The organism is Escherichia sp. 93.1518, assembly GCF_013368915.2.
In the GTDB taxonomy this organism is placed as follows: domain Bacteria; phylum Pseudomonadota; class Gammaproteobacteria; order Enterobacterales; family Enterobacteriaceae; genus Escherichia; species Escherichia ruysiae.
The window spans coordinates 59,828-86,115 of the sequence record NZ_JABWMT020000019.1; the positions used below are offsets into that span (position 1 = coordinate 59,828).

Here is a 26,288-nt window from a genome sequence, read left to right on the forward strand (position 1 = left end):
TGATCACCTGTATAACCAGTACGCGGTGCTTTCTACATTCGCACCACTTTGTATGTATCGTTTAAGCGCGGCGGTGTTGCCCATCTGGGTCGCCACCCGCAATGTTTTTTTACCGCGAGCATACGCCCAGTTTAGTGCCGCTTGCATCAGCTGTGCACCGGAGCCACGGCCTGCCAGCAAGCCAATGCGCGCGTCAGTGGCATTCAATTCTCGTAGAGAAACATAGCCACAAATATCACCAGACGCTGAGCGTAAAATCAGGCATTGATGATCAAAAGTGCCGCGTACGGCGTTTTCAATCCACTGTGCATAAAAGCGACCACTGGCGTCAGGCGCATACCACGGCGCACGAAAACGGCTTTGCGCAAATGCCTCACTGGCTAACTGGCGTAGCACTGGAATATCTGTCTCTTGTGCCACTTCTGCGTCGCTATCACTTGCGTTGTTCACGGGCAGTACCAAATCAACTTCCCCCTCAACCAGTGAGAATCCCAGTTGTTGCAAGGCGTCCAGCTCATCGGTATTTGATGCGGCAATTTTGGCCTGCACCCGTGACCACGGCGCTAAGGCGTCTGACGTCAGGAGTGGCGCGTCAGGACTAATGCGCACAATGGCGCTGTTGACACCAAAGAAGGTGTTTTCCCAGGTTAGTGGTTCAATTCTGGCGCGAATGGGCATTGTGTGACTCCCTCAAAACAGTCATTCACTGTAATCAGCGCCAGACCCCTTTGGTATCCACGACATACTGCTGTTTAACATGTTCGCCGCTAATGGCTTTGAACTGACTGTGATCGACCAGCATCACCAGCACATCTGCCGTTGCCAGCGCGTCGTCAAGCTGCGCCAGAGTGCAAAGCCCGGTCAGTTTTTTCGGCAACTGGTGAATATTCGGTTCAACAACCAGCGTTTCACCACTGTGCCATTGAGCGATCAGCTCAGCGATTTCCATTGCCGGACTTTCGCGTAGATCATCAATATTCGGTTTAAACGCCAGACCAAAGCAGGCAATTTTCAGCTCGCTGGCGCGTTTATCCGTAGCAGCCAGGCAATCAGCTACCACCGCTTTGACCTGATCGATAACCCAGAAAGGTTTGTTGTCGTTCACTTCGCGCGCGGTACGGATAAGCCGCGCCTGCTGCGGGTTCTGCGCCACGATAAACCACGGATCAACAGCGATACAGTGACCACCCACGCCAGGGCCAGGCTGAAGAATATTGACTCGTGGGTGGCGATTCGCCAGGCGAACCAGTTCCCAGACGTTAATCCCCTGATCGGCACAAATCAGCGATAGTTCGTTAGCAAAAGCAATATTCACATCGCGGAAGCTGTTTTCAGTCAGCTTACACATTTCCGCCGTCCGCGAGTTAGTGACGACACACTCACCTTCGAGGAAAATTTTGTATAATTCGCTGGCGCGCGCAGAACAAACCGGCGTCATACCGCCAATCACACGGTCATTTTTAATCAGCTCGACCATCACCTGCCCCGGCAACACGCGTTCCGGGCAGTAAGCAATGTTGACGTCCGCCTGCTCGCCCACTTGCTGCGGGAAAGTCAGATCTGGACGCATCTCTGCTAACCATTCTGCCATCTTCTCAGTTGAGCCCACCGGCGAGGTGGACTCAAGGATCACCAGCGCGCCTTTTTTCAGTACTGGCGCAATGGAGCGGGCAGCCGATTCGACGTAAGTCATATCCGGTTCATGATCGCCTTTAAACGGCGTAGGTACAGCAATCAGCCAGGCATCCGCCTCAACCGGCGTCGTGCTCGCTCGTAAAAAACCACCTTCTACGGCAGTTTTTACCACACTCGCCAAATCAGGCTCGACGATATGGATTTCGCCACGATTGATGGTATCAACCGCTTGTTGGTTGATATCGACACCAATCACCTGTTTTTGCCGGGAGGCAAACGCTGCCGCCGTTGGCAGCCCAATGTAACCCAGTCCAATGACAGAAATGGTCGCAAAACTCATAGTGATATCCGATTATTTTTTAACGCTTCCAAAATGCGAGAGCATGCCTGACCATCACCATACGGGTTATGGGCGCGGCTCATAGTTTGATATTCATTTTCGTCTTTTAAAAGACGCGTCACTTCCTCGACAATTCGTTGCTTATCCGTGCCGACCAGACGCACCGTACCCGCAGTCACCGCTTCCGGACGTTCAGTGGTATCGCGCATCACCAGCACCGGTTTACCCAGTGAAGGCGCTTCTTCCTGAATACCGCCAGAGTCAGTCAAAATCAACCAGGCGTGGTTCATCAGCCAGACAAACGGTAAATACTCCTGGGGATCGATCAGAATGACATTTTTCACATGCCCCAGAATGCGGTTTACCGGTTCTCTGACGTTCGGGTTGAGATGTACCGGATAGACAATCTGGATGTCCTGATGAGTGGTGGCGATTTCTGCCAGTGCGTGGCAAATTTCTTCAAAACCACGACCGAAGCTCTCACGTCTGTGACCGGTCACCAGAATCATCTTCTTATTGGGGTCGATAAACGGGTAATTTTCCGCCAGTTCAGAACGCAGCGTATCGCTGCTCATCACCTGGTCGCGCACCCACAGCAAGGCGTCGATAACGGTATTGCCGGTGATAAAGATTCGGCTATCAGCGACATTTTCACGCAGCAGGTTTTGCCGCGAGGTTTCAGTCGGGGAGAAATGGTACATCGCCAGATGACCAGTCAGCGTGCGGTTAGCCTCTTCCGGCCAGGGTGAATAGAGATCGCCCGTACGCAGTCCGGCCTCTACGTGACCAACAGGAATACGCTGATAAAACGCCGCCAGACTGGTGGCCAGCGTCGTGGTGGTATCGCCGTGTACCAGCACCACGTCCGGTTTGAACTCGGCAAGAATAGGTTTTAATCCTTCAAGAATTCGACAGGTTATCTCTGTCAGGCCCTGTCCTGGCTGCATTATGTTGAGATCGTAGTCAGGTACAATGGAAAAGAGTTTCAGCACCTGATCGAGCATCTCCCGATGCTGCGCAGTGACGCAAACTTTAGCCTCAAAAAAAGGATCTTTTGCCAACGCATGCACCAGCGGCGCCATCTTGATGGCTTCCGGGCGCGTACCAAATACAGTCAGTACTTTCACATCGATTCTCTTTGAATAAGCGGCGAGCGCCTTTGCGCTCACCGCAGCTGTGTTGCTATTTCGAGCAACGGCGGGTTAATGCGACACCAGCCCCGATCAGCCCCCCGACAATGCCCCACATAATCATCAGGAAGGCACGACGTGGGCTATCGCGTTTTACCGGTTCTTCCGGCGTACGCAAATAGCGATAGGTCTGAAAACGCGGATCCAGGGTTGGACCTACATTAAGGGTATTTAACATGGCCCGATTCTGATCATAGTCGAGATCAAAGGCCGGACCGACGGCCTGTAAGTTTTCTAATCGCGCCTGCAGCATAGGGCGACCCAGCAAAAACATTTCTGAATCAGGCAATTCATCCGCAGGGACATCTGTCGCACTACGAGAAATATTATGTTGCTCGGCGATTTTGAGCGCCTGCTCAATGCTGTTTACCCGGCGGTCGTAGATCGCTTTCGCCACTTCTTCCTGACGTTTCACCTGGGCTTTCATTTGGATAGTGCGTGCTGCCCATGCGCCTTTCAGCTCATCATTCAGATGGCTGGCAGCGCGCTGACTGGCGAATGCGACATATTGACGCAGCAGATTATTGGCATCAGGGGCAGTTTCGGCAATCAATTTAACGTTATCATTGATCGCGCGGGTGAAATCACCGGGAATAAACTGGATGTTGTTGATCATTTCATCCAGCAGAGCCGCATCAGCTTTACTGTTACCGACCATCCGCTGTTTGTAATAATCCGTCTGCAGCCAGAAATCGCGGCGGGTGTCCCACGACGCCAGCTGCATAACAAATTCTTTATAGGCTTCGTCCATGACCGATGGTTGGTCGGCAGGAGCCATGTTCGAACGGATGTCCAGGTTACGCAAAAACTGCTGCTGCGAGTAGTATCCCCCCAGCATATTCACCGTTGGACGATCGGTAATCGCCGTCGCGCTCCACTCCTGGCGGGCGAAAAATGTATATGCCAGCGCAATTAACGCAAACGCCAGCCCCATGCCAATAATCCACAGCTTCCCAGCCCACAAGGTACGAAACAACCCACGAATATCCAGTTCATTTTCAGCGTCTTCGGCTGGTTTCCCAGGCATTGGTTGCGTCATTACATCCTCGTTTATTTGGTTAAGTTGGGGCTGCCACCACGGTTTCTGCGCAGTCGGCGTTTCACACGCTTAATAAAGCGAGCAACCTTCCAGGCGCGCTTAATGCAATAGCCATAGAGGAAGAATGCTAGCAAAAAGAGCACCAGCATGACCCATTCAGGGACAAAATGAGAATATTCTGCCAGCACGCCAATGGAGGCAAGCAGTGCAGCAGCAAGGGTAATCAGCACAAATGCCTGACGAGAAGTAAAGCCGGCACGCATGATTAAATGATGAATGTGCTGGCGGTCAGGAGAGAACGGGCTCATGCCTTTACGCAGACGACGATACATAATTGCTACCATATCCATTAGCGGAATGGCGATTATCCATAATGCAGTCACCGGGCTAATCGGATGCGTTTTGCCTTGGGTGGTTTCCAGCAGGATCCAGATTACGGTAAAACCAATCAGTGTACTGCCCGCATCGCCCATAAAGACTTTATAGCGACGTCCCAGAATACCGAGGTTGAGCATGATGTAAGGCAGGATGGCGGCGATCATCGCAAAGCACCAGATAGCGAGGCTGGTTTGCCCGTCGAACCACAAAATCATGCCAATTGCCGCAAATGAGACGCAGGATAAGCCGCCCAGCAAACCGTCAATGCCATCAACCATATTGAAAGCATTAATTGCCGCCCAGACTGCAAACAACGTCAGGAAATACCCAAACGGTCCGAGTACCATCTCCCAGTCGCCAAAAATATAGCCAAGGCTACTGAGATAAAGTTTGCCGAACACCATCATAATGATGCCAACAGCGGCCTGTATGGTGGCTCGGATTTTTACGCTGATATCAAAACGGTCATCCAGCGCGCCAATGAACACCAGGACGCCAGCGCAAGCCAGGTAGAGAGATGCATGCGGAATGTAATAATCGACAATTCCGAACGTAAAGCAAATCCCTGCATAAACTGAAATACCCCCAACGAGCGGTATCAATCCCTGGTGACGTTTGCGGAAGTTAGGTTTATCCACTAAACCGACTTTTTTTGCTACCTTGCGGGCAAAAAACAGAAACAGTGTCGTGAATAAAAAAATACTGATGAGATCAGTACTCACTGTCAGTAAATTCACAATGCATGCTCTCAGAGAAAATTATTAGCAGAAGTATACCCACGAAGACCTTTATTCAGAAGGGAAACTACTTTCTGAACCAATCAGACTTGTGTAAAAACCAACCACTCGCGACGAAAATCGTATAAAACACCCGCAAAAACCAGGAATTTTCCCACTATCACAGGCATGCTGCTAAGATTACAGATATAAAAGCAAAACGCCACGTAAACACGTGGCGTTTTTAGCATAAGACAAATTTATGAGCGTTTCATCATCTCAAAGAAATCGTCATTCGTCTTGGTCATCGCGAGCTTGTTAATGAGGAATTCCATTGCGTCGATTTCGCCCATTGGGTGAATGATTTTGCGCAGGATCCACATTTTCTGCAGCTCTTCCTGAGTGGTGAGCAGTTCTTCTTTACGCGTACCAGAACGGTTGTAGTCGATAGCCGGGAAGACGCGTTTTTCAGCGATCTTACGAGAGAGGTGCAGCTCCATGTTACCGGTGCCTTTAAACTCTTCGTAGATAACTTCGTCCATTTTGGAACCCGTATCGATGAGCGCCGTTGCGATGATGGTCAGGCTGCCGCCCTCTTCCACGTTACGCGCCGCACCGAAGAAGCGTTTCGGACGATGCAGTGCGTTAGCGTCCACACCACCGGTCAACACTTTACCGGAAGCAGGAACGACGGTGTTGTAAGCACGCGCCAGACGAGTAATAGAGTCAAGCAGAATGATAACGTCTTTCTTGTGCTCAACCAGACGTTTTGCCTTCTCGATCACCATTTCCGCAACCTGAACGTGACGAGATGCCGGTTCGTCAAAGGTAGAAGCGACAACTTCCCCTTTAACCAGACGCTGCATCTCGGTTACTTCTTCCGGACGTTCGTCAATCAGCAGAACCATCAGCACACAATCCGGGTGGTTGTAAGCAATGCTCTGAGCAATGTTCTGCAGCAGCATGGTTTTACCAGCTTTCGGCGGTGCCACAATCAGACCACGCTGACCACGACCGATTGGCGAAGCCAGATCCAGCACGCGAGCGGTCAAATCTTCAGTAGAACCGTTACCACGTTCCATACGCAGACGAGAGTTTGCGTGCAGCGGGGTCAAGTTCTCAAAGAGGATTTTATTGCGGGCGTTTTCAGGTTTATCGAAGTTAACTTCATTAACTTTCAGCAGCGCAAAATAGCGTTCACCTTCTTTCGGCGGGCGAATCTTACCAGAGATGGTATCACCAGTGCGGAGGTTGAAACGGCGGATTTGGCTGGGAGAAACGTAGATGTCATCAGGACCGGCGAGGTAGGAGCTGTCTGCGGAACGGAGGAAACCAAATCCATCCTGCAATATCTCCAGTACGCCATCACCAAAGATATCTTCGCCACTCTTTGCGTGCTGCTTCAGGATGGCAAAAATAATGTCCTGCTTACGCATACGAGCCAGATTTTCCAGCCCCATATTTTCGCCGAGAGTGATCAGCTCAGAAACCGGCGTATTCTTTAATTCGGTAAGATTCATAGTGGTGTGAGTTCTTAAACTTGGGGTAAATCTCGAACTTAATGTTGTGAATGGTATGGCAGGATCATCCATGCCTATTTACGGTCATCGACTCATGTCTTTTCGCTGTCTGGTCACAGGAAAGTACGCAGAACTGAAACGACAAGACGGATTGAGTGACAAACCAGAAATCTGTTCACTTCGCATTAGATAAAAACGGGAAGCGTTGGATATTACAAGATTCAAACTTAATAAGGTAAGTTTAATACGAAGTCAACATTAAGTTAGCATGGCTCACGCCGGGCGTCCAGTTTTTAGCGACAGGGCACCCGAACATGACGTTCCCTTATGCCAGATTGGCGTCGAGGAACTCTTTCAACTGACCTTTAGACAGCGCGCCGACTTTCGTTGCCGCCACTTCGCCATTCTTGAACAGCAGCAGAGTCGGGATACCACGGATACCATATTTCGGCGCAGTGCCAGGGTTTTGATCGATGTTCAGTTTTGCAACGGTCAGTTTGCCCTGATATTCGTCAGCGATTTCATCCAGAATCGGGGCGATCATTTTGCACGGGCCGCACCACTCTGCCCAGAAATCGACGAGGATTGCCCCGTCCGCTTTGAGTACATCCGTGTCAAAACTGTCGTCAGTCAGGTGAATAATTTTATCGCTCATATATAACTCCACAGGAATAAGCCTGGCGTGTTGGTTTCGTTGTTGGTGTAACATTAACCAACTAAAGGTTGACTTTATTTCACCGGATACGCTTTCGTAAAGCAATAGTAAGCTGATATTCTATCACACTATGAGCAAAACACATTTAACAGAACAGAAGTTTTCCGACTTCGCCCTGCATCCGAAAGTTGTAGAAGCCCTTGAAAAAAAAGGGTTTCATAACTGTACGCCCATTCAGGCACTGGCTCTTCCGCTAACGCTGGAAGGTCGTGACGTAGCCGGGCAGGCGCAAACTGGTACCGGGAAAACGATGGCGTTTCTTACGTCTTCGTTTCATTACCTTCTCTCTCATCCCGCAATTGCCGATCGCAAGGTGAATCAACCGCGTGCCTTAATTATGGCACCGACGCGTGAACTTGCCGTGCAGATCCACGCCGACGCGGAGCCACTGGCACAAGCTACCGGACTGAAACTGGGGCTGGCTTACGGTGGCGATGGCTACGACAAACAGCTGAAAGTGCTGGAAAGCGGCGTTGACATCCTGATTGGCACCACGGGTCGTTTAATTGACTACGCCAAGCAGAACCACATTAACCTCGGTGCCATTCAAGTGGTGGTGCTGGATGAAGCCGATCGTATGTATGATCTGGGCTTTATTAAAGATATCCGCTGGCTGTTCCGCCGTATGCCGCCAGCGAACCAGCGCCTCAACATGCTGTTCTCCGCCACGCTTTCGTACCGGGTACGTGAACTGGCGTTCGAGCAGATGAATAACGCCGAATATATCGAAGTGGAACCGGAACAGAAAACGGGCCACCGTATTAAAGAAGAGCTTTTCTACCCTTCTAACGAAGAAAAGATGCGTTTGTTGCAAACGCTGATCGAAGAAGAGTGGCCAGACAGAGCGATTATTTTCGCCAACACCAAACACCGTTGTGAAGATATCTGGGGTCACCTGGCGGCAGATGGCCATCGTGTCGGTCTGTTGACGGGCGATGTGGCGCAAAAAAAACGCCTGCGTATTCTTGATGAATTTACCCGTGGCGATCTGGATATTCTGGTTGCTACCGACGTTGCTGCTCGTGGTCTGCATATTCCGGCAGTGACGCACGTCTTTAACTACGATTTGCCCGACGACTGTGAAGATTACGTTCACCGTATCGGTCGTACTGGCCGCGCAGGCGCAAGCGGTCACTCTATCAGCCTGGCGTGTGAAGAGTATGCATTGAATTTGCCTGCTATTGAGACCTATATTGGTCACTCAATTCCGGTAAGCAAATACAATCCAGACGCATTGATGACCGATCTGCCAAAACCGCTGCGCCTCACGCGCCCGCGCACAGGCAATGGTCCGCGTCGTACTGGCGCTCCACGTAATCGTCGTCGTTCAGGTTAAATAAATAATGTCATACTCAAAATCATTCAAACTGTATCAAGATGGCAAGAGAATGAATCCCGGGGCGCTTACTGTAGTAAGTGATTTGGGTGAAAGAATGCAGCCAACGCAGAGACAGATTGAAGGATGAAGAGTATGGGTTCCACCTCGTCGCTGTATGCAGCTATTGATCTCGGTTCAAATAGTTTCCATATGCTGGTAGTGCGCGAGGTGGCTGGAAGCATCCAGACGCTGACGCGAATTAAACGTAAAGTGCGTCTGGCTGCTGGCCTGAACAGCGAAAATGCCCTGTCTAATGAAGCAATGGAGCGCGGCTGGCAATGTTTGCGCCTGTTTGCTGAACGTCTGCAAGATATCCCACCATCGCAAATTCGCGTTGTCGCTACGGCGACGTTACGACTTGCCGTCAATGCCAGTGATTTTATTGCTAAAGCGCAGGAAATCCTCGGTTGTCCGGTACAGGTGATCAGCGGTGAAGAAGAAGCTCGCCTGATTTATCAGGGTGTTGCTCACACCACCGGCGGAGCCGATCAGCGCCTGGTCGTGGATATTGGTGGCGCCAGTACCGAACTGGTCACTGGCACAGGCGCACAAACCACGTCTTTGTTCAGCCTGTCTATGGGCTGCGTCACCTGGCTGGAACGCTATTTTGCCGATCGTAATCTGGGGCAGGAAAATTTTGATGCTGCAGAAAAAGCGGCACGCGAAGTGTTACGTCCGGTTGCCGATGAATTGCGGTATCACGGCTGGAAAGTGTGCGTTGGCGCTTCCGGCACCGTGCAAGCATTACAGGAAATCATGATGGCGCAGGGAATGGATGAGCGCATTACCCTTGCGAAGTTGCAGCAACTGAAACAGCGCGCTATTCATTGCGGTCGGCTGGAAGAGCTGGAGATTGAAGGGTTAACGCTGGAGCGCGCGTTAGTATTCCCGAGTGGTCTGGCGATCCTGATAGCCATTTTTACCGAGCTGAATATTCAGTGTATGACGCTGGCTGGCGGTGCTCTACGTGAAGGCCTGGTCTACGGCATGTTGCATCTGGCGGTTGAGCAGGATATTCGCAGTCGTACACTGCGTAATATTCAGCGCCGCTTTATGATTGATATTGATCAGGCGCAGCGCGTGGTCAACGTTGCCGCTAACTTGTTTGATCAGGTAGAAAAAGAGTGGCATCTTGAAGCGATTAGCCGCGATTTGCTAATCAGCGCCTGTCAACTTCATGAAATTGGCCTTAGCGTTGATTTCAAACAAGCGCCGCAACATGCCGCTTATCTGGTGCGTAATCTGGATCTTCCCGGTTTTACGCCTGCGCAGAAAAAGCTACTGGCGACGCTATTACTCAACCAGACGAATCCTGTCGATCTCTCATCGTTGCATCAACAAAATGCCGTACCGCCGCGCGTTGCGGAGCAACTCTGTCGTTTACTGCGCCTGGCAATCATTTTTGCCAGCCGTCGCCGTGATGATTTAGTGCCGGAGATTACATTACAAGCCAACCATGAACAGTTGACCCTGACGCTGCCGCAAGGTTGGCTGGCTCAGCACCCGCTGGGTAAAGAAATTATCGATCAGGAAACTGAGTGGCAGAGCTATGTCCACTGGCCGCTGGAAGTGCTTTAACGTGTAATGTGCCGGATGCGATGCTGACGCATCTTATCCGGCAATAATTCCGCTTTCCGGTGCCGTGACCATCTAATCCAACCAGCCCCAGGCAAGACAAATGGCTATTTGCCTCGTTTTGCTGCCATCATCGCTTTCAGATTCGCCAGATGGCTTTGCCCTTTCTGCATCCGTTCTTCGGCGCTGACCACTTTGCGCTCTTGTTCCCAAATCAAGTCATCCTGCGGCAGCTCCAGCAGGAAGCGGCTTGGCTCCGGGCGCACCAGTTCGCCGTACTGACGGCGTTCTTTACACAGCGTAAAGGTCAACTCTTTCTGAGCGCGGGTGATGCCGACATAGGCCAGCCGCCGCTCTTCATCGATATTATCCTCGTCGATGCTGCTTTGGTGCGGCAAAAATCCCTCTTCCATACCGACCATGTAAACATAGGGAAACTCCAGCCCTTTCGACGCGTGCAGAGTCATCAGTTGCACCTGATCAAGCTCTTCGTCACTCTCGCCACGCTCCATCATGTCGCGCAGAGTAAAGCGCGTCACCACCTGGGTGAGCGTCATCGGCTCATCCAGTTCGCTACCTTCCAGCATCTCCGTCATCCAGCTAAATAACTGGTTAACGTTCTTCATGCGCATTTCGGCGGCTTTCGGGCTGGGTGACGTTTCGTATAACCAGGATTCATAATCCATCCCGTGGATCAGATCGCGCACTGCGGCGATAGGCTCCCGCTCCGCCAGTCGCTGGATTTCCGCCAGCCAGTGAGTAAATCGGGTCAACGCTTCATAACCACGTCCACTCAGTGTCTGACTCAACCCCATATCAAAGCTGGCGGTAAACATACTTTTATTACGCGTCATCGCCCACTCGCCCAGCTTTTTCAGCGTCGCCGGGCCAATCTCTCGCTTCGGCGTGTTAACGATACGCAGGAACGCACTATCATCGTCCGGATTAGTCAGTACACGCAGATAAGCCAGCAAATCCTTGATTTCAGGGCGGGAGAAGAATGAAGTACCGCCGGATATTTTGTACGGGATGCGGTTTTGCATCAGGAATTTTTCAAACACCCGCGACTGATGGTTGCCGCGATAGAGAATGGCGTAATCTTTGTACTGTGTTTTGTTGACGAAGTGATGCGCAATCAGCTCGCCGGTAACGCGCTCGGCTTCATGTTCTTCGTTATTCGCGCTTAAAACTTTTAGTTCCGCGCCGTAGCCAAGTTCGGAGAACAGACGCTTTTCAAATACGTGCGGGTTATTGGCGATGAGAATGTTGGCCGCTTTCAAAATACGCCCGGAAGAGCGGTAATTCTGCTCAAGCTTAATCACCTTCAACGTTGGGAAATCCTGGCTCAATAGCACCAGGTTTTGCGGACGGGCACCGCGCCAGGAGTAGATCGACTGGTCATCGTCACCCACCACAGTAAAGCGTGCACGGCTACCCACCAGCAGTTTCACCAGTTCATACTGGCTGGTGTTGGTGTCCTGATACTCATCCACCAGCAGGTAGCGAATCTTGTTTTGCCAGCGTTCGCGTACTTCCTCATTGCGTTGCAGCAGCAACGTCGGCAATAAAATCAGATCGTCGAAGTCGAGAACATTGCACGCTTTCAGGTGCGCATCATACAGCCCATAACAATGGGCAAAAATGCGATCCCGCTCGCCTTTTGCCTCTGCCGCCGCCTGCGCAGGAGTTTTGAGATCATTCTTCCAGTTAGAGATGGTTGAGATCAGCTGTTGCAGCAGAACTTTGTCATCTTCAATCAGTCCTTCGGTCAGCTCTTTGAGCAAAGCCAGCTGATCGGTATCGTCAAACAGCGAAAAGTTTGCTTTCATCCCCAACGCCGCATACTCGCGTTTGATGATATCCAGCCCCAGCGTGTGGAAAGTGGAGATCATCAGCCCACGCGCCTCTTTGCGCCCCAGCGTCTGCCCGACACGCTCTTTCATCTCGCGCGCCGCCTTATTGGTAAAGGTCACCGCCGCGATATGTCGCGCCTGATAACCGCAGCCACGGATCAGATGGGCGATTTTATTAGTGATAACACGAGTCTTGCCGGAACCCGCGCCCGCCAGCACCAGGCAGGGGCCGGTAACGAATTCGACAGCTTGTTGTTGGCCGGGGTTTAGACGCATAGGAGTATTGCTCAATCTTCGAACGGGGGGAGGATTGTAGCAGAATCGCATTTGAATGTGACCGAGTGTAAACCGCTAACCGGATAACGACTGATGTTTAAATCAGAGAGGAAAGACCGAAACCGGAATTCATCGTGAATCCATTAGACTTAGAAAATATCGGGTCGTAACGTTGTGTTATTATTTTTCAGAGTTTACTAAGGAGAGGTTTACTCGTGGCGATTAATTTCAGCCCTAAGGTTGGTGAAATACTGGAATGCAACTTTGGTAACTATCCTGTTAGCCAGAATGGACAGATCAGTACGGCGTATTACGATGGCCGCATTCCACCTGAGATGATAAAAAACAGGCTGGTTGTCGTGCTCAATGGAAAAATTAATGGCAATGCATGTATCGTCGTTCCATTATCAACCACTCGCGACCATGACAAGTTAAATCGTGGAATGCATGTTGAAATAGCCAGTAATGTTATCAATGACCTGCAATTCTTTGATCAGCAGATACGTTGGGCCAAAGCCGACCTGGTACAACAAGTCAGTCGAAATCGATTAAACAGAGCAAGGACTTATAGAGGGTATCTTAATCAATGTTTGCCGCATGAATTGGTTGCAGACATACAGAGGGCGGTCATTAAGTCAATCAATGCCATATCGCTCATAAATTGACAATAAAATCACCATCCTCGATAATGACTCTGTAGCCCATAGAGGCCCTAAGTTTACTCCCCTTGAGGGACCTGCGAAGCCCGGATTTTCCGGGCTTTTGCCATATATGTACCAGCCCCTCTCCCTGACTGACACTTTTTAATTCAAGGCACGATCATGGCAAAAACAGCAGCAGCACTGCATATCCTTGTAAAAGAAGAGAAACTGGCTCTGGAACTTCTGGAGCAGATCAAGAACGGCGCCGATTTCGGCAAGCTGGCGAAGAAACACTCCATTTGCCCGTCAGGCAAACGCGGCGGTGATTTAGGTGAATTCCGCCAGGGTCAGATGGTTCCGGCGTTCGATAAAGTGGTTTTCTCTTGTCCGGTGCTGGAGCCGACTGGCCCGCTGCATACCCAGTTCGGGTATCACATTATTAAGGTGCTGTACCGTAACTAACAGCAAGGCCTTCTCCGGGAGAAGGCCTTGAGTGTTTTCTCCCTCTCCCACAGGGAGAGGGCATCAGCGCACACTTAACCCGCAACAGCAATACGTTTCATATCCGTCATATAACCGCGCAGTTTCTTACCAACCTGCTCAATCGCATGGCTGCGAATCGCATCATTTACATCACGCAGTTGCGCGTTATCTACCGCCCCTTCCGGAATAGCTTTACCCAGATCGCCAGGCTGCAGCTCCGCCATAAACGGTTTCAGCAGCGGTACACAAGCGTAAGAGAACAGATAGTTACCGTACTCAGCGGTATCGGAAATAACCACGTTCATTTCGTACAGTCGCTTACGGGCGATGGTGTTGGCAATCAACGGCAGCTCGTGCAGTGATTCATAGTAAGCCGACTCTTCGATGATGCCAGAATCAACCATGGTTTCGAAAGCCAGCTCAACGCCCGCTTTCACCATCGCGATCATCAGCACGCCTTTATCGAAGTACTCCTGCTCGCCGATTTTACCTTCATACTGCGGTGCGGTTTCGAACGCGGTTTTGCCGGTCTCTTCACGCCAGGTCAGCAGTTTCTTATCGTCATTGGCCCAGTCTGCCATCATGCCGGAGGAGAATTCGCCGGAGATGATGTCGTCCATATGTTTCTGGAACAGCGGCGCCATGATCTCTTTCAGTTGTTCTGACAGCGCATAAGCACGCAGTTTCGCCGGGTTAGAGAGCCTGTCCATCATCAGGGTGATGCCGCCCTGTTTCAGGGCTTCGGTGATGGTTTCCCAACCGAACTGAATCAGTTTTTCTGCATATGCCGGATCAGTGCCTTCTTCTACCAGCTTGTCGAAGCACAGCAGAGAACCAGCCTGCAACATACCGCACAGGATAGTTTGTTCACCCATCAGGTCTGATTTAACTTCCGCAACGAAAGAGGATTCCAGAACGCCGGCACGATGACCGCCGGTTGCTGCCGCCCAGGCTTTAGCAATCGCCATGCCTTCACCTTTCGGATCGTTTTCCGGGTGAACGGCGATCAGCGTCGGTACGCCGAATCCACGTTTGTACTCTTCACGCACTTCGGTGCCAGGACATTTCGGCGCAACCATCACTACGGTGATGTCTTTACGGATCTGCTCGCCCACTTCTACGATATTGAAACCGTGAGAGTAACCCAGCGCCGCGCCATCTTTCATCAGCGGCTGAACAGAACGCACTACGTCGGAGTGCTGTTTGTCTGGCGTCAGGTTAACGACAAGATCCGCCTGCGGGATCAGCTCTTCGTAAGTGCCTACTTTAAAACCGTTTTCGGTCGCTTTACGCCAGGACGCTCGCTTTTCGGCAATCGCTTCTTTTCGCAGGGCATAGGAGATATCCAGACCAGAATCACGCATGTTCAGACCCTGGTTGAGACCCTGCGCGCCACAACCGACGATGACCACTTTTTTACCCTGAAGGTAGCTCGCGCCGTCAGCGAATTCGTCGCGCCCCATAAAGCGACATTTACCCAACTGTGCCAGCTGCTGGCGCAGATTCAGTGTATTGAAGTAGTTAGCCATGGTGATTCCTCGTGATGTTGTGCTTCTTATTGTTCGGTTCGCTGTTGAGCGAGAATGTCACCACATTACAACAGGAAATTTATTGCGGAAATTGATATATTCACAACGTCACATTGCAATTTCTGCAACGTCATAACCAAGGGTTAAGCCTGTGGATTTACGCGACCTGAAAATGTTTCTACATCTGGCAGAAAGCCGCCATTTTGGCCGTAGCGCACGGGCGATGCACGTTAGCCCATCCACGCTCTCACGACAGATTCAGCGGCTGGAAGAAGATATCGGCCAACCGCTTTTTGTACGCGATAACCGCACGGTAACGCTGACGGAAGCGGGCGAAGAGCTGCGCGTTTTCGCCCAGCAAACTCTGTTGCAGTATCAGCAATTGCGCCACACCATCGATCAGCAAGGGCCGTCGCTCTCTGGAGAATTACATATCTTCTGCTCGGTGACCGCCGCTTACAGTCATCTTCCACCGATTCTTGATCGCTTCCGCGCGGAACACCCGTCGGTGGAGATTAAACTCACTACCGGTGATGCGGCGGATGCAATGGAAAAAGTGGTTACCGGAGAAGCGGATCTGGCGATAGCCGGTAAGCCAGAGACTCTGCCAGGTGCGGTGGCATTTTCGATGCTGGAGAATCTGGCGGTGGTGCTGATCGCGCCTGCGCTGCCCTGCCCGGTGCGTAATCAGGTATCAGTCGAAAAGCCCGACTGGTCAACGGTGCCGTTTATCATGGCCGATCAAGGGCCGGTACGCCGCCGCATTGAGTTGTGGTTTCGACGTAACAAAATCAGTAACCCGGTGATTTACGCCACGGTTGGTGGGCATGAAGCGATGGTATCAATGGTGGCGCTTGGCTGTGGCGTGGCGCTGCTGCCAGAAGTGGTGCTGGATAATAGCCCTGAACCAGTACGTAACCGCGTGATGATTCTTGATCGCAGCGATGAGAAAACGCCGTTTGAGCTGGGCGTTTGTGCGCAGAAAAAGCGGCTGCATGAGCCGCTGATTGAGGCGTTCTGGAAGATTTTACCGAACCATTAACCCGCCAAAAAGAACCTGAACGCCGGGTTATTAGTTTCGTCGTGGCAATCGTAGCCCAGCTCATTCAGCCGGGTTTCGAAATCCGGTTCATGGTCACCAAGCTCGAACGCCGCCAGTACGCGCCCGTAGTCAGTACCGTGGCTGCGATAGTGGAACAGCGAGATGTTCCAGTGCGTACCCAGCGTGTTGAGGAAGCGCAGCAGCGCCCCCGGCGATTCCGGGAACTCGAAACTGTAGAGGCGCTCCTGCAACGGATGCGATGGACGCCCGCCGACCATATAACGCACATGCAGCTTCGCCATTTCGTCGTCGGAGAGATCAACCACGCTGTAGCCGCCGTCGTTAAGCATCTGCAAAATTTCTTTGCGCTCTTCGAGGCCGCGACTTAAGCGCACGCCGACAAAAATGCAGGCATTTTTCGCATCAGCAAAACGGTAGTTGAACTCGGTGACCGAACGCCCGCCAAGCAACTGGCAGAACTTCAGGAAGCTACCCTTTTCTTCCGGGATAGTTACTGCCAGCAACGCTTCACGCTGTTCGCCCAGTTCGCAACGTTCCGAGACGTAGCGCAAACCGTGGAAGTTCACGTTGGCACCAGAAAGAATATGCGCCAGTCGTTCACCACGAATGTTGTGCTGGGCGATATATTTTTTCATTCCCGCCAGAGCCAGTGCGCCAGAGGGTTCCGCCACTGCGCGCACATCTTCGAACAGATCTTTCATCGCTGCGCAGATGGCATCGCTATCGACAGTGATGATGTCGTCGAGATACTCCCGACACAGGCGGAAAGTCTCATCGCCGATGCGTTTTACCGCAACACCTTCAGCAAACAGCCCCACGCGCGGCAGATCTACGGGATGACCGGCATCCAGCGCCGCTTTCAGACAGGCAGAATCTTCTGCTTCTACGGCGATAACTTTGATTTGCGGCATCAGTTGTTTGATCAGTACCGCTACGCCTGCCGCCAGGCCACCGCCACCAACCGGCACAAATACGCGGTCGAGATGGGCGTCCTGCTGGAGCAGTTCCAGCGCCAGTGTGCCCTGCCCGGCGATCACCATCGGATGATCGAACGGCGGCACCCAGGTGAAGCCCTGCTGCTGAGACAATTCAATCGCTTTCGCTTTTGCTTCGTCAAAGTTCGCGCCGTGAAGCAGCACCTCACCGCCGAAGCCGCGCACCGCGTCGACTTTGATGTCGGCGGTAGCAGTTGGCATGACGATCAGCGCCTTCACACCTAACCGAGCGGAGGAAAACGCGACACCTTGCGCATGGTTACCCGCCGAGGCGGTGATCACACCGTGCGCTTTCTGTTCTTCCGTCAGACCTGCCATCATGGCGTATGCGCCGCGCAGCTTGAAGCTGTGCACTGGCTGGCGGTCTTCGCGCTTCACCAGTATCACGTTATCAAGACGCGACGACAGTTTTTCCATTTTCTGTAGCGGCGTGACCTGTGCCGCTTCATAGACCGGCGCACGTAGCACCGCTCTTAAATATTCGGCACCTTCAGGGGCACCGGACAGGGGTTGCGAGTCAGCCATTATTAACCCCCCAGTTTCGATTTATCGCGCACCGCACCTTTGTCGGCGCTGGTCGCCAGGCTGGCGTAAGCGCGCAAAGCAAAGGAGACCTGACGTTCACGGTTTTTCGGCGTCCAGGCTTTGTCGCCACGGGCTTCCTGCGCTTCACGACGCGCCGCCAGTTCGGCATCGCTTACCTGCAACTGAATGCCACGGTTCGGAATGTCGATGGCGATCAGGTCACCATCTTCAATCAAGCCAATGCTACCGCCGCTTGCCGCTTCCGGCGATACGTGACCGATGGAAAGGCCAGACGTACCGCCGGAGAAACGACCGTCGGTGATCAGTGCACAGGCTTTGCCAAGACCCATCGATTTCAGGAAGCTGGTTGGGTAGAGCATTTCCTGCATCCCAGGGCCGCCTTTCGGGCCTTCGTAGCGAATAACAACCACATCGCCAGCGACAACTTTACCGCCAAGAATCGCTTCTACCGCATCGTCCTGGCTTTCGTACACTTTCGCCGGACCGGTGAATTTGAGAATACTGTCATCGACGCCCGCCGTTTTAACGATGCAGCCGTTTTCCGCGAAGTTGCCGTAAAGCACCGCCAGGCCGCCGTCTTTGCTGTAGGCGTGCTCCAGCGAGCGGATGCAGCCGTTAGCGCGATCGTCATCGAGAGAATCCCAACGGCAATCCTGCGAGAATGCCTGTGTAGTGCGGATTCCCGCCGGGCCAGCGCGGAACATATTTTTCACCGCATCATCTTGAGTCAGCATGACATCGTATTGTTCCAGCGTTTGCGACAAGGTCAGGCCGAGCACGTTTTTCACATCACGGTTCAGTAACCCTGCGCGATCCAGTTCGCCGAGAATACCGATCACTCCACCAGCACGGTGAACATCTTCCATATGGTATTTTGGGGTGCTCGGCGCAACTTTGCACAACTGCGGGACTTTACGCGAAAGTTTGTCGATATCACTCATGGTGAAGTCGATTTCCGCTTCTTGTGCCGCCGCCAGCAGGTGAAGAACCGTGTTGGTAGAGCCGCCCATCGCGATATCCAGCGTCATGGCGTTTTCAAACGCCGCTTTACTGGCGATATTACGCGGCAGTGCGCTTTCGTCGTTTTGCTCGTAGTAACGTTTGGTTAATTCAACAATGCGTTTACCGGCATTAAGGAACAGCTGCTTACGGTCGGCGTGGGTTGCCAGTAGCGAGCCGTTGCCTGGCTGCGACAGACCCAGAGCTTCGGTCAGGCAGTTCATCGAGTTAGCAGTGAACATCCCGGAGCAGGAACCACAGGTTGGACAGGCCGAACGTTCAACCTGATCGCTCTGGGAGTCAGAAACTTTCGGATCTGCCCCCTGGATCATCGCATCAACCAGATCAAGCTTGATTAACTGATCGGATAGTTTGGTTTTCCCGGCCTCCATCGGGCCGCCGGAAACAAAGATCACCGGAATATTCAGGCGCAGAGAGGCCATCAGCATCCCTGGGGTGATTTTGTCGCAGTTAGAGATGCAAACCATGGCATCGGCGCAGTGAGCGTTGACCATATACTCAACGGAATCAGCGATCAGTTCGCGAGATGGCAGTGAATAAAGCATCCCCCCGTGGCCCATGGCGATCCCATCATCCACCGCAATGGTGTTGAACTCTTTGGCAACGCCGCCAGCCGCTTCAATTTGTTCAGCGACCAGTTTACCGAGATCGCGCAGATGGACGTGACCCGGTACAAATTGAGTGAACGAGTTCACAACAGCGATAATCGGCTTGCCGAAATCGGCGTCGGTCATTCCGGTGGCGCGCCACAGCGCACGAGCACCCGCCATATTACGACCATGAGTGGTGGTGGCGGAACGGTACTTAGGCATACTTTATTTACTCCCAGTGTCTGTCTCGTAAATGGGACGGTGCGTGCCGTCCCATTTTTTGTATTTATTGATTAACCTGATCCAACCAGCCCCATTTATCTTCGGTTTCGCCGGTGAAGAGGCCGAAGAAGGCTTGCTGGATGCGTTTGGTGACCGGACCACAACGGCCTTCACCCACCTGAATACCGTCGACGCTGCGCACTGGCGTGATTTCAGCCGCCGTACCGGACATAAACACTTCATCCGCCAGATACAGTGATTCACGCGACAGCACCTGCTCACGCACTTCAATTCCCAGCTCTTTCGCCAGTTTGATGATGGCGTCACGGGTAATACCCGGAAGCGCGGAAGAGGTGAACGGCGGGGTGAACAGCACGCCGTCTTTCACTTCAAACAGGTTTTCGCCTGCGCCTTCAGAGATGTAACCATTCACATCCAGCGCGATACCTTCCTGATAACCGTGGCGGCGCGCTTCGCTGCCAACCAGCAGGGAAGAGAGGTAGTTACCCCCCGCTTTCGCAGCGGTTGGAATGGTGTTTGGTGCCGCGCGGTTCCAGGAAGAAACCATCGCGTCGATCCCCTGTTCCAGGGCTTCCGCGCCCAGATAGGCTCCCCACGGGAAAGCGGCAATAATTACGTCGGTGGTGTATCCCGCTGGTGGGTTAACGCCCATGCCAACATCACCTACGAAGATCAGCGGACGGATATAGGCGCTGGTGAGATTGTTTTTACGGATCACTTCGCGGCAAGCTTCCATCAGCTCATCAATGCTCTGCGAAACCGGGAAGCGGTAAATTTTGGCGGAGTCATGCAGACGTTGCATATGCTCACGATGACGGAATACAACTGGTCCCTTATGCGAATCGTAGCAACGGATGCCTTCAAAAACCGAGGTGCCATAGTGCAGCGCGTGCGACATCACATGCACCTTCGCATCTTCCCAGCGAACCATCTCCCCATTGAACCAAATGTAATCAGCTTTCTTCGTGGTCATTTTTATATTCCTTTTGCGCTCAGGCGCGGATTTGTTGTGATGTGGTTGTGCTCTGGCAGATAGCAACGTGTGCGACGTCTACCAGTTTATTTAACTGACTAAACAGTAAGTCGACCGAACGCGGGCTGGCAACGGTCAATTCAATATTTATATTTTGTGCATCGCTGGCGGCAGCCATATTCATTGAGCAGACGTGGAAACCACGATGACGCACCACGCGTAAAACACGTTCTAAGGTTTCCGGATTGAAGCGAGCCGATACATTGACCTGATGTTGCATCATGATAATTTCTCCAACATTTCTGAATTACTGGCGCCAGGCGGCACCAGCGGCCAGACGTTCTCAAGTTCGTCGATTGAGACATGAAGCAGGTATGGCCCATCACTGTTCAGCATGGTGTCGAGTGCCGCTTCAACCTGGTCTTTACGGGTGATGTGTTGGCCAGGAATGCCGAAGGCGCTGGCTAACATGAGGAAATCGGGGTTATCGGTAAGGGTGGTTTCGCTATATCGTTCCTGGAAAAACAGTTGCTGCCATTGTCGAACCATCCCTAAACGCTGGTTATCGAGTAAGACGATTTTCAACGGTAACTGCTTGCGTTTTACGGTGCCCAGCTCTTGCACATTCATCATGAAAGAACCGTCACCGGAGATACAAACGACAGTATCGTTCGGTCGCGCGACTTGTGCGCCAACCGCCGCCGGTAAACCGAAGCCCATAGTGCCTAAACCGCTTGAAGTGATGAAATTTTCCGGGCGAGTGTGGGCGATGTGCTGCGCAGCCCACATCTGGTGCTGCCCCACATCCGTGGTCACAACGCAATCTGCAGGTTTACGATCCGATAGTTTTTTTAACAACAACGGCGCGTAGATAGCATCTCCAGGATGATCGTAACGCCAGGCATGTTCACTACGCATTTGTGCGCAGTATTGCTGCCATTCATCGATATTTAACGATTGCTGTAACGCAGGCAACAGCGTGTTTAAATCGCCTTGTAATGCCACATGCGCCTGACGCAGCTTGTTCATTTCTGCCGGGTCGATATCCATATGGATCACGCTGGCGTGTGGCGCGAACGTGTTAAGTTTGCCGGTAACCCGGTCATCAAAACGTGCCCCCACGGCGATCAGCAGGTCACATTCCTGCACCGCGAAGTTCGCCGCTTTGGTGCCGTGCATCCCCAGCATCCCCAGATAGTACGGATAATCCGCATCGACTGCGCCCAGCCCTTTCAGCGTGCAGGTGGCAGGCATTTTTGTGGCAGCGAGAAATTCATGCAGAGCAGGAACCGCCTGCGCCATACCCACGCCGCCGCCAACATACAGCATCGGTTTTTGCGCTTTTGCCAGCATCTGGCGCGCTTGCTCGACTTCGGCATGTGGGAAAGTCACTTCGTTTTCAACGGTGGTGAACCAGGGTTCCAGATCACCGCTGGCTAACTGGATATCTTTAGGGATATCGACCAGAACCGGACCGGGACGACCTGAGCTGGCGACATCAAACGCTTCGGCCATGATGCGCGGCAACTCTTCCAGCGACTGTACCAGGAAGCTGTGTTTGGTACAGGCTAACGACAATCCCAGGACATCCACTTCCTGAAATGCGTCGGTGCCGATGAACGGTGCGGACACCTGACCGGTGATCGCAACGACAGGGATGGAATCTAACAGCGCATCTGCCAGACCAGTGATCAGGTTGGTTGCGCCAGGGCCAGATGTGGCGATGCACACACCAGTTCTGCCGGTAGCACGGGCATAACCGATAGCCGCCATTACCGCGCCCTGTTCATGCCGGCACAGCAAGTGTTCCACGCCACCGTCATACAATGCATCGTAAACAGGCATAATTGCGCCACCCGGATAACCGAAAACGGTGTTCACACCCTGTGCCCGCAAAGCATGTACCACCCACTGTGCGCCATTCATAGTTAGTTCCCCGTCCTGAATCTTGAGAAACAGAATTTTGTGCTGTTATTCATTGTCTGCTCCTCGATTATGTTTTTAAGGTCAAAAAAAACCCCCGGACCTTTCGGTGCGGGGGTCTTAGTTCGTTAAGGCTTGATCTCTAAGCCTTTCCTCGTCCAAGTGCAGCCCCGCACGGTGGGATAATAATCACCACCACGCTAATCACGACCAGGCTAATCACTCGTAGAAGGGCTGTCATTTTGTCTTTTCTTGCATCTTGTTCGAAGGAATGCCTAAAGAGTTACCATAGATTTTGCGAATAGCACAAGATATTTTTTATCCGATTCTTATGAATCTCATAATAATTTCTATAAAAACCATTGTTTTTTATATGAAAATTTGTGAGTGAAAAAAATTCAATTTCCGTATAATTCTCGCGCTCTTTGAGTGACTATTTTTTGTGCTTTTTATTTTTGCGAGAGTGATTCCATCACTAATACAACTCAAATTACTTTGCATAAATAAACGGGAATCAGCCGCTAAATAACACAATTTCGCAGACTACAGCAGGGATCTCTTATGTTCATAATGGTGGCTTAAGGAGGACTTATGTCACTGTCAATTGTTCATACTCGTGCCGCCCTGGGAGTAAACGCTCCCCCGATCACTGTTGAGGTACATATCAGTAAAGGTCTACCAGGATTAACAATGGTGGGCTTACCAGAAACAACGGTAAAAGAAGCCCGCGATCGCGTACGCAGCGCCATTATCAATAGCGGATATGAATATCCGGCGAAAAAAATCACCATTAACCTTGCTCCTGCCGATCTACCGAAAGAAGGAGGGCGATATGATTTACCTATCGCCATTGTATTGCTGGCGGCCTCTGAACAGCTTACAGCGAATCAGTTGGATGAATATGAATTAGTGGGCGAACTGGCGCTTACGGGCGCTCTGCGTGGTGTTCCAGGCGCAATATCCAGCGCAACTGAAGCCATTAAGTCAGGCAGAAAGATTATCGTCGCGAAAGACAACGAAGCTGAAGTGGGGCTAATTAACGGTGAAGGGTGTCTGATAGCTGATCATCTACAAACTGTCTGTGCGTTTCTGGAAGGTAAACATTCTCTCGAACGTCCTAAATCAACTGATGCCGTATCCAGTGTATTACAACATGATCTCAGTGATGTTGTGGGTCAGGAGCAAGGAAAGCGAGGACTGGAAATTACTGCTGCTGGCGGACACAACCTTTTACTGATTGGGCCGCCGGGAACAGGTAAAACAATGCTCGCCAGCCGTATTAATGACCTGTTGCCAGATTTAAGCAATGAAGAGGCACTGGAGAGTGCCGCGATATTAAGTCTGGTAAATGCCGAATCAGTGCAAAAACAATGGCGGCAGCGCCCGTTCCGTTCACCGCACCACAGTGCGTCGTTAACAGCGATGGTGGGCGGTGGTGCAATTCCCGGGCCTGGTGAAATTTCGCTGGCGCATAACGGCGTACTTTTTCTTGATGAACTACCTGAATTTGAACGGCGTACACTGGATGCCTTGCGGGAACCCATAGAGTCAGGGCAAATCCATCTTTCACGCACACGAGCAAAAATAACCTATCCAGCCCGTTTCCAGCTTGTTGCGGCGATGAATCCCAGCCCAACAGGACATTATCAAGGGAACCATAACCGCTGCACGCCGGAACAAACGCTGCGCTATCTCAACCGACTCTCCGGTCCCTTTCTTGACCGCTTTGACCTCTCACTGGAGATCCCGCTACCGCCACCCGGTATTTTGAGCAAAGCGGTCATTCAGGGGGAAAGCAGCGCCACCGTTAAACAACGTGTAATGGCCGCCAGAGAGCGCCAATTTAAGCGGCAGAATAAACTGAATGCCTGGCTGGATAGTCCGGAAATACGACAATTTTGCAAGCTTGAGAGCGAGGACGCACAGTGGCTGGAAGAAACGCTAATCCATCTGGGGTTATCGATTCGTGCCTGGCAGCGGTTACTGAAAGTATCAAGAACCATAGCTGATATTGATCAGTCTGACGCCATCACACGTCAGCATTTACAAGAGGCTGTAAGTTATCGGGCTATCGACCGTTTGCTCATCCATTTGCAAAAGCTGCTGACGTAAAAAAAGGGCATTTCGCCCTTTTTATTAATCGTCGGAATCGGTGTAGTCTTCAGCACCTTCGACCTGCGGTTTACCGCCGGAAAGAGTGTGAAAACGTTTTGGACGCTTGATACGCGTCATATACTTGGACCACACGCGTTCTGCTTCTGTCACTGGCTCACGTTCGCCACGGCATACTGCTACGAAGAGTTTCTCTTCCTCGGTAACCGGCTCGCGTTTGCCGAGATCCAGCTCATTGAAGGCATAACCATGACGTTCAAGCAGTTGTGCCTCTTTGATGGTGAAATCACCATGACGAGAGAATCCACGTGGATAATGTTTATTGTCGAAATATCGATTAGTCGTCGTAAAGCTTTCCGCCATCCTGCACGCTCCTAATTCTTTGACCGAGCTAGTTATGGCGCGGAGTATTAGTTACGCTTGACAGAGTGTAAAACAAAACATTTAAATCATAACGACAAATAATTTTGCGGAGAGCACTGTGGATACGGAATTGTTAAAAACTTTCCTGGAAGTTAGCCGAACGCGTCACTTTGGCCGAGCGGCTGAATCGCTCTATCTGACCCAGTCAGCAGTGAGCTTTCGGATCAGACAACTAGAAAATCAGCTGGGTGTGAATCTTTTCACCCGTCACAGAAACAATATCCGTTTAACCGCAGCCGGTGAAAAGCTTTTGCCTTATGCAGAAACACTCATGAGCACCTGGCAGACCGCTCGTAAGGAGGTAGCGCATACCTCACGACATAATGAGTTTTCTATCGGTGCCAGCGCCTCGTTGTGGGAATGTATGCTTAATCAGTGGCTGGGACGCTTGTATCAAAATCAGGATGCCCATACAGGCTTACAGTTCGAAGCGCGAATTGCCCAACGGCAGTCTCTGGTAAAACAGTTGCATGAACGCCAGCTTGATCTTCTTATTACTACTGAAGCACCCAAAATGGATGAATTTAGTAGTCAGTTACTGGGGCATTTTACTTTAGCACTCTATACCAGTGCCCCTTCTAAGCTAAAAGGTGAGCTTAACTATCTCCGTCTGGAATGGGGGCCGGATTTTCAACAACATGAGGCTGGTTTGATCGGTGCTGATGAAGTTCCAATGCTAACAACCAGTTCTGCTGAACTGGCACAGCAACAGATTGCGATGCTTAATGGTTGCACATGGCTACCGGTGAGTTGGGCACGTAAGAAAGGCGGACTGCATACCGTTGTCGACAGCACAACTCTTTCACGACCGCTCTATGCCATATGGCTGCAAAATAGCGATAAAAATGCGTTGATTCGCGATCTATTGAAAATTAACGTACTGGATGATGTGTATTAATCAAAATGGCCGGCAAGGATGCCGATGGAAGGATTTACTTCGGAGAGGGTTATTTCAGACAAAAAAAATCCTTAGCTTTCGCTAAGGATGATTTCTGGCAGGGGCGGAGAGACTCGAACTCCCAACACCCGGTTTTGGAGACCGGTGCTCTACCAATTGAACTACGCCCCTAATTAGGGTGGCGGAACGGACGGGACTCGAACCCGCGACCCCCTGCGTGACAGGCAGGTATTC

Annotated in this window: 25 protein-coding genes and 1 tRNA gene; 7 read left to right on the top strand and 19 right to left on the bottom strand. The window is 51.7% G+C overall.

Annotated elements, in window-relative coordinates; genetic code table 11:
- Positions 1 to 3 precede the first annotated feature (3 nt).
- The 8 genes from rffC to trxA form a co-directional block, all read right to left on the bottom strand.
- Entirely contained in the window at positions 4 to 678 is a 675-nt protein-coding gene (rffC, locus tag HEN21_RS14975; protein WP_001122574.1) for a dTDP-4-amino-4,6-dideoxy-D-galactose acyltransferase, read from the bottom strand.
- Between the two features lie 34 nt (positions 679 to 712).
- Positions 713 to 1,975, bottom strand: a complete 1,263-nt coding sequence (gene wecC / locus HEN21_RS14980; protein WP_000006633.1) for a UDP-N-acetyl-D-mannosamine dehydrogenase — start codon at positions 1,973 to 1,975, stop codon at positions 713 to 715.
- Positions 1,972 to 3,102: a non-hydrolyzing UDP-N-acetylglucosamine 2-epimerase gene (gene wecB / locus HEN21_RS14985; protein ID WP_010349832.1), complete on the bottom strand. Its 1,131-nt coding sequence runs from the start codon at positions 3,100 to 3,102 to the stop codon at positions 1,972 to 1,974. Before wecB ends, wecC begins: the two co-directional genes overlap by 4 nt.
- 55 nt (positions 3,103 to 3,157) lie before the next feature.
- A complete protein-coding gene (gene wzzE / locus HEN21_RS14990; RefSeq protein WP_000193458.1) occupies positions 3,158 to 4,204 on the bottom strand; it encodes an ECA polysaccharide chain length modulation protein in 1,047 nt (348 codons plus the stop codon).
- Between the two features lie 11 nt (positions 4,205 to 4,215).
- On the bottom strand, positions 4,216 to 5,319 hold the full coding sequence (wecA, locus tag HEN21_RS14995; protein ID WP_001050953.1) for a UDP-N-acetylglucosamine--undecaprenyl-phosphate N-acetylglucosaminephosphotransferase: 1,104 nt from the start codon (positions 5,317 to 5,319) through the stop codon (positions 4,216 to 4,218).
- Positions 5,320 to 5,558: 239 nt separating this feature from the next.
- Positions 5,559 to 6,818 (bottom strand): transcription termination factor Rho, encoded by a 1,260-nt coding sequence (rho, locus tag HEN21_RS15000; RefSeq protein WP_001054527.1) that lies wholly within the window; start codon positions 6,816 to 6,818, stop codon positions 5,559 to 5,561.
- An 84-nt stretch (positions 6,819 to 6,902) separates the two neighbouring features.
- The gene (rhoL, locus tag HEN21_RS15005) at positions 6,903 to 7,004 is read right to left on the bottom strand and encodes a rho operon leader peptide RhoL (RefSeq protein ID WP_010345119.1); all 102 of its coding nucleotides are present in this window, start codon (positions 7,002 to 7,004) and stop codon (positions 6,903 to 6,905) included.
- Positions 7,005 to 7,143: 139 nt separating this feature from the next.
- Entirely contained in the window at positions 7,144 to 7,473 is a 330-nt protein-coding gene (gene trxA / locus HEN21_RS15010; protein ID WP_001280776.1) for a thioredoxin TrxA, read from the bottom strand.
- A gap of 130 nt (positions 7,474 to 7,603) precedes the next feature.
- Between trxA and rhlB the strand changes: the two genes are divergently transcribed.
- The gene (gene rhlB, locus HEN21_RS15015; RefSeq protein ID WP_000047511.1) at positions 7,604 to 8,869 is read left to right on the top strand and encodes an ATP-dependent RNA helicase RhlB; all 1,266 of its coding nucleotides are present in this window, start codon (positions 7,604 to 7,606) and stop codon (positions 8,867 to 8,869) included.
- 135 nt (positions 8,870 to 9,004) lie between these two features.
- A complete protein-coding gene (gppA, locus tag HEN21_RS15020) occupies positions 9,005 to 10,489 on the top strand; it encodes a guanosine-5'-triphosphate,3'-diphosphate diphosphatase (protein ID WP_176252084.1) in 1,485 nt (494 codons plus the stop codon).
- 104 nt (positions 10,490 to 10,593) lie between these two features.
- Here the strand turns inward: gppA and rep are convergent, their stop codons facing one another.
- On the bottom strand, positions 10,594 to 12,615 hold the full coding sequence (rep, locus tag HEN21_RS15025; RefSeq protein ID WP_001238878.1) for a DNA helicase Rep: 2,022 nt from the start codon (positions 12,613 to 12,615) through the stop codon (positions 10,594 to 10,596).
- 215 nt (positions 12,616 to 12,830) lie between these two features.
- Between rep and HEN21_RS15030 the strand changes: the two genes are divergently transcribed.
- Both HEN21_RS15030 and ppiC read left to right on the top strand, forming a co-directional pair.
- A complete protein-coding gene (locus tag HEN21_RS15030) occupies positions 12,831 to 13,280 on the top strand; it encodes a type II toxin-antitoxin system PemK/MazF family toxin (protein ID WP_000996704.1) in 450 nt (149 codons plus the stop codon).
- A gap of 156 nt (positions 13,281 to 13,436) precedes the next feature.
- Entirely contained in the window at positions 13,437 to 13,718 is a 282-nt protein-coding gene (gene ppiC, locus HEN21_RS15035; RefSeq protein ID WP_001140258.1) for a peptidylprolyl isomerase PpiC, read from the top strand.
- A gap of 74 nt (positions 13,719 to 13,792) precedes the next feature.
- On the opposite strand, the gene ilvC is transcribed toward ppiC, so the two are convergent.
- Complete coding sequence (ilvC, locus tag HEN21_RS15040; protein WP_000024944.1) at positions 13,793 to 15,268, bottom strand: ketol-acid reductoisomerase; 1,476 nt, start codon at positions 15,266 to 15,268, stop codon at positions 13,793 to 13,795.
- 151 nt (positions 15,269 to 15,419) lie between these two features.
- Here ilvC and ilvY point away from each other — a divergent pair, with 151 nt between their 5' ends.
- A complete protein-coding gene (ilvY, locus tag HEN21_RS15045; RefSeq protein ID WP_016158849.1) occupies positions 15,420 to 16,310 on the top strand; it encodes an HTH-type transcriptional activator IlvY in 891 nt (296 codons plus the stop codon).
- On the opposite strand, the gene ilvA is transcribed toward ilvY, so the two are convergent.
- The 7 genes from ilvA to ilvL all read right to left on the bottom strand — a co-directional run bounded on the left by ilvA (position 16,307) and on the right by ilvL (position 22,862).
- Complete coding sequence (ilvA, locus tag HEN21_RS15050; protein WP_000785603.1) at positions 16,307 to 17,851, bottom strand: threonine ammonia-lyase, biosynthetic; 1,545 nt, start codon at positions 17,849 to 17,851, stop codon at positions 16,307 to 16,309. The two genes, ilvY and ilvA, sit on opposite strands and share 4 nt — an antisense overlap.
- Before the next feature lie 2 nt (positions 17,852 to 17,853).
- Positions 17,854 to 19,704 (bottom strand): dihydroxy-acid dehydratase, encoded by a 1,851-nt coding sequence (gene ilvD, locus HEN21_RS15055; RefSeq protein ID WP_001127416.1) that lies wholly within the window; start codon positions 19,702 to 19,704, stop codon positions 17,854 to 17,856.
- Between the two features lie 64 nt (positions 19,705 to 19,768).
- Positions 19,769 to 20,698, bottom strand: a complete 930-nt coding sequence (gene ilvE / locus HEN21_RS15060; RefSeq protein ID WP_000208524.1) for a branched-chain-amino-acid transaminase — start codon at positions 20,696 to 20,698, stop codon at positions 19,769 to 19,771.
- 19 nt (positions 20,699 to 20,717) lie between these two features.
- A complete protein-coding gene (gene ilvM, locus HEN21_RS15065; RefSeq protein ID WP_000983255.1) occupies positions 20,718 to 20,981 on the bottom strand; it encodes an acetolactate synthase 2 small subunit in 264 nt (87 codons plus the stop codon).
- Positions 20,978 to 22,624, bottom strand: coding sequence for an acetolactate synthase 2 catalytic subunit (ilvG, locus tag HEN21_RS15070; protein WP_176252085.1), 1,647 nt, complete (start codon positions 22,622 to 22,624; stop codon positions 20,978 to 20,980). Before ilvG ends, ilvM begins: the two co-directional genes overlap by 4 nt.
- Before the next feature lie 2 nt (positions 22,625 to 22,626).
- Positions 22,627 to 22,677, bottom strand: coding sequence for a peptide IlvX (gene ilvX, locus HEN21_RS15075; RefSeq protein ID WP_001387183.1), 51 nt, complete (start codon positions 22,675 to 22,677; stop codon positions 22,627 to 22,629).
- Positions 22,678 to 22,763: 86 nt separating this feature from the next.
- Entirely contained in the window at positions 22,764 to 22,862 is a 99-nt protein-coding gene (gene ilvL / locus HEN21_RS15080; RefSeq protein ID WP_001311244.1) for an ilv operon leader peptide, read from the bottom strand.
- 350 nt (positions 22,863 to 23,212) lie between these two features.
- Here ilvL and HEN21_RS15085 point away from each other — a divergent pair, with 350 nt between their 5' ends.
- Positions 23,213 to 24,733: a YifB family Mg chelatase-like AAA ATPase gene (locus HEN21_RS15085; RefSeq protein ID WP_176252086.1), complete on the top strand. Its 1,521-nt coding sequence runs from the start codon at positions 23,213 to 23,215 to the stop codon at positions 24,731 to 24,733.
- Between the two features lie 24 nt (positions 24,734 to 24,757).
- On the opposite strand, the gene maoP is transcribed toward HEN21_RS15085, so the two are convergent.
- Positions 24,758 to 25,096 (bottom strand): macrodomain Ori organization protein MaoP, encoded by a 339-nt coding sequence (maoP, locus tag HEN21_RS15090; protein WP_000841001.1) that lies wholly within the window; start codon positions 25,094 to 25,096, stop codon positions 24,758 to 24,760.
- Between the two features lie 118 nt (positions 25,097 to 25,214).
- Between maoP and hdfR the strand changes: the two genes are divergently transcribed.
- A complete protein-coding gene (gene hdfR, locus HEN21_RS15095) occupies positions 25,215 to 26,054 on the top strand; it encodes an HTH-type transcriptional regulator HdfR (RefSeq protein WP_000379262.1) in 840 nt (279 codons plus the stop codon).
- 95 nt (positions 26,055 to 26,149) lie between these two features.
- Here the strand turns inward: hdfR and HEN21_RS15100 are convergent.
- Positions 26,150 to 26,225, bottom strand: a tRNA-Trp gene (locus HEN21_RS15100).
- Positions 26,226 to 26,288: the final 63 nt, after the last annotated feature.